The sequence below is a fragment of the Mesorhizobium sp. M5C.F.Ca.IN.020.29.1.1 genome, from assembly GCF_003997375.1.
Classification (GTDB): domain Bacteria; phylum Pseudomonadota; class Alphaproteobacteria; order Rhizobiales; family Rhizobiaceae; genus Mesorhizobium; species Mesorhizobium wenxiniae.
The window spans coordinates 1-3,828 of the sequence record NZ_RZSW01000575.1 but is presented as its reverse complement, the minus strand read 5'-3'; the positions used below and the strand labels follow the sequence as shown (position 1 = coordinate 3,828).

Here is a 3,828-nt window from a genome sequence, read left to right as displayed (position 1 = left end):
GTATTGGAACCGGTCGACATGCGATCCCGCAAGACCGATCTCGATCGAGCGTCCCCGGCAGGAACGCAAGCGCCATATCCGCAAGTATGCCGAGGGTGATCTTGGCGACAATAGTTTCTATTTCCGCGGCGCGGACGGCAAGCTCAACCTGAAAGCCCAAAATCTCATGATGTTCCTCCATATCGCCGAGGGGATCGACGACCGCACTTGGGAGCATCACTTGCGCGCGGGCGACTATTCGGCCTGGTTCCGCGATCAGGTCAAGGACCAGGGACTTGCGGAGGAAGCGGCTGTCATCGAGGATGACGAGAGTCTCGATCCGCATAGAAGCCGCGCCGCCATCGCGGAAGCGGTCCATCGCCGCTACACGGCGCCTGCCGACTGAAATCAGCCCATGCCTGTCGTATCGAGGCGCAATTGTATCGACCTTCGCCGATGGCGGATCGCCGCCGAACGGCATATCCGCACATCAACGACCACTGATGCGAGGCGTGAAAATCGCTTCGCCGCCTCTATCACCCGAACATGCCGGCCCTAGTGTGAATGCCGGCAGCGTGAATGCCCTAGCGTCAATGCATGAATGTTCCTCGCAGCCAGGCGAAGAAACCGAACCTCTCGGACATTGCCGCACGGACGCGAGAGGCAGCCCATCGCGCTCGTATCGTGGCGCCGACATGGCAGTGGCAGACAATTTCGTGCAACTGCCAGTCAGTCAGTTCGAAGAAGCGCCTAGCTTCACCGTAGGTGTCATCTCTCAAGCCTTGCGCACGAAAGATTGGGTCCTCGAAGGCAACCGTGAGAGGCGAGTCGTTGTAACGCATTTTTTCGCGTATCTCAGGGGACTTATATTCGGTGCCCGTCAGCGCTTCGAGACGCCGATCGGGATTTTTCTCCAGCAGTTTCGCCCAACGTTCGAGACGCTGGCTTCGGGTCGCTACGAGGTCTGTTGCTTCAGCGTGAACGTCGGCAACGGTATGCAGTTGGTCAAGTGTCTGGTGCTTCACGGCCGCCTCCTATTCAGCAGGTGAGTTCGTCCCACCCTGAAATGGAAATTATGGCGCTCCACGACGCCGACAAGGCCCTTATGCGCGGACCATTCGATCACTTTTCTGACGGCGCCGTCCTGTCATGAGCGCTCAATGCCTGCGGGGTCATCGGAGGCTCCCATCGGAACCATAGGCAAGCGTGGTCGTTCTGCGTGCATCGGCCCCTAGAGCGAAACCGGTCGAAACGGGTAGGCCTCAAAAATCCGGCGGACGTCGGCGACCCGCCAAGGCAGAGTGCAGCGAGCGGAAGGAAATCACACCATGGCCATTCTTCCCACTCCCGAACCAACGCCCACTCCGGCGCCCACGCCACCGCCATTTCCTGAACCGAAGCCTGTACGTGAGCCGGATCCGGACAGACTTCCCGACGAAGCTCCCGTCCCCAATCCGGATGAAAATGATGCGCCGCTGAAAATCGGTCCTAAAGCATCCAATCCCGACATTTGACGGAGCGGATTGGCGTCAAGCGAATCGGGGAGACGCTCGTTCCAGATCGCTCAGTGCCGGATGTCGGGGCATTGCGCGGCCGAGTGGGCAGCATGCGCGATGCCGTCGCCGGCAGGCATCAAATCGAGCGCTGTGGCGAAGCGAACTCGGATGCCTGCCGTAGATGCTGGCGCAGCAGCGCCTCGGCCCATTCGATCTCGCCCGCTTCGACGGCATCGAGAATGGCCAGATGTTCCCGGCAGGACTGCTCGATGCGTTCCGCCGGCAATTCCTCGAAACCCGCTGATTCCTGCAACCGGCGCAGATTGTTCTGCTGGCGCACCGCATCGGCCAGGAACCGGTTGCCGGAGCAGGCCGCGAGCCCTTCGTGAAAGGATGCATTGATCCGGAACCATTCGTCGCCGCCGATCAGTGTCTTGCCCGTCGACACGATCGCCAGGATGCGCTCGTGAGCGCGCCGGACAGGCGCCAGCTGCTGAGGACCCGCATTGAACATGGGCGACCGCAGCGCCGCGCATTCGACGGCCATCCGGAATTCATAGCTTTCCCGGTAGGCGTCCTCGCCGACAAGTGTGTCGGCGAAACGCCAGCCATGCCCCGGCAGGCGCTGCACCAGCCCTTCGGCGGCAAAGCGGAGCAGGAGCTTGCGCACGACGCCGCGCGACACCTGATAGCGCGGCATCAATTCCGCCTCGGACACCTCCTGGGGCAGTTGGCCAAGCGCGCGCTCCCGCATCATCCTGCGGTAAAGCTCCTCGAGCGGAGAGCTGGGCAGGATATCCTCCGGGTCGAGGTCGGCGACATCGCGCGCCAATTGCAGCCCCCTCGTCTCGAAGGGACTTAAGATGCCCTGGGCGACCAGCAGTTCCAGCGCCGCGCTGACGGGGGAACGCGAAACGCCGAACGTGCGGGCAAGGTCCGGCACCGAGACGCGGGTTCCGACCGTCCAGCCTGAATCCCTGATCCGCTCCAGGATCCGCCGCGCCAGATCGATCTGCAGCGGACTGGCCGCCTCGCTGCGTGCCGGCCGGTCGATCATCGTTTCGTTCATAGGCACTTCCTCAAGCGTTCGCATTATAGATATGCGCCACGCAGTTCGAACTGGCAATCTAGCGAATTTTCCTGCTTTTCATTCAATCAAAATGCATTAGTATCCGAACTCACACCAGTTTGAGGCTTCCGCTTGATGACAACAGTCGCACCGTTTCCGCTTGTCGAGATCGATGGAGCGCCGAGAGCGCGCGGCATGGCCTATGGCGAACAGGCGCGCGGGCGCATCGGCGCTTCGGTGGCGCTCTATGCCGCTCAGCTCGACCGTTTCGGCTTCAGGCCGGACGATGTCGGGCGGTTCTCCGGCATCTTCCTGCCCCGCTTGCGGCAATGGGCGCCCGATCTCGTCGAGGAAATGGAAGGAATTGCGTCAGGCGCGAATGTCGACCTGTCCTCGATCGTCCTGGTCAATGCGCGTACCGAAATCCTGCAGCTCGCCCGGCGCGAGAAAGGCATTTCCGACGACGAGCCCGACGGCTGCACGGGCGCGGCGATCCTGCCGGAGGCAACCCGGAACGGCAGGCTCATCCATGGCCAGAACTGGGACTGGAAGGCCGAATGCGCCGAGACCTCGGTGGTGTTGCGCATCCGGCGAACGGACGGGCCGGACCTCCTCACCTTCACCGAAGCCGGCGGACTGGCGCGCAGCGGCTTCAACTCGGCCGGTATCGGCATCACCGCGAACTATCTCGAATCGGACCGCGACTATCGCGGGATCGGAATTCCGCTTCCCTTCATCCGGCGCCGGGCTCTTGAAGCGCAGCATTTCGCCCATGCCATCAAGGTGGTGGCGACGACGCCGAAATCCGGTTCCAACAACATGATCCTGAGCACCGCCGAAGGGTTCACGGCCAATTTCGAATGCGCCCCGGACGAGGTCTTCACCATCTATTCGGACAACGACATGATCGTCCACGCCAATCACTGGCAGAGCCCGGTGGCGTTGTCTAAGCTGCGCGAAACCGGACTTCGCGACGTGCCGGACAGTCTCTATCGCGACCACCGCGTGCGCCGGCACCTGTCGGCGCGGCATGGAGACATAACCATCGACGACCTGAAGGAAGCGCTGTTCGACAACTTCGCTTCGCCGTTCAGCGTGTGTCGCCCGCAGATCAGGAAGGAAGGCGGCAATCTCTCGGCGACGGTGGCGATGATCGTCTTCGAACCAGCCGCCGGCGTCATGGAGATCGCGCCGTTGCCGGCCAAGAACCGTGAATTCACCCGCTACGAGCTCACCATCGAAGACGAGATCCTCGAGCGGGCGGAGAAGGCAGTGCCCGCACGG

The 3,828-nt window shown here is 62.1% G+C and carries 4 protein-coding genes and 1 pseudogene; 3 read left to right on the top strand and 2 right to left on the bottom strand.

Features of this window, described 5'->3' with window-relative positions; all coding sequences use genetic code 11:
• Positions 1–385 (top strand): annotated as a pseudogene (locus tag EOA85_RS29930) (phosphoglycolate phosphatase); the annotation flags it as partial.
• A gap of 184 nt (positions 386–569) precedes the next feature.
• On the opposite strand, the gene EOA85_RS29925 reads toward EOA85_RS29930, so the two are convergent.
• On the bottom strand, positions 570–1,004 hold the full coding sequence (locus tag EOA85_RS29925; RefSeq protein ID WP_082982175.1) for a hypothetical protein: 435 nt from the start codon (positions 1,002–1,004) through the stop codon (positions 570–572).
• Positions 1,005–1,307: 303 nt separating this feature from the next.
• Here EOA85_RS29925 and EOA85_RS29920 point away from each other — a divergent pair, with 303 nt between their 5' ends.
• Positions 1,308–1,493 carry a hypothetical protein gene (locus EOA85_RS29920; RefSeq protein WP_036267210.1) on the top strand — a complete coding sequence of 62 codons (186 nt, stop codon included), beginning with the start codon at positions 1,308–1,310 and terminating at the stop codon, positions 1,491–1,493.
• A gap of 118 nt (positions 1,494–1,611) precedes the next feature.
• On the opposite strand, the gene EOA85_RS29915 is transcribed toward EOA85_RS29920, so the two are convergent.
• The gene (locus EOA85_RS29915) at positions 1,612–2,544 is read right to left on the bottom strand and encodes a GntR family transcriptional regulator (protein WP_164759971.1); all 933 of its coding nucleotides are present in this window, start codon (positions 2,542–2,544) and stop codon (positions 1,612–1,614) included.
• A gap of 135 nt (positions 2,545–2,679) precedes the next feature.
• On the opposite strand from EOA85_RS29915, the gene EOA85_RS29910 reads away from it, so the two are divergent.
• A partial coding sequence (locus EOA85_RS29910) for a C45 family peptidase (protein WP_127212150.1) occupies positions 2,680–3,828 on the top strand: 1,149 nt, incomplete at its 3' end.

Excerpts from the sequence above, each read along its gene's own strand:
- EOA85_RS29915 (WP_164759971.1), bottom strand. The coding sequence starts at position 2,544 with ATGAACGAAACGATGATCGACCGGCCGGCACGCAGCGAGGCGGCCAGT.
- EOA85_RS29920 (WP_036267210.1), top strand. The coding sequence starts at position 1,308 with ATGGCCATTCTTCCCACTCCCGAACCAACGCCCACTCCGGCGCCCACG.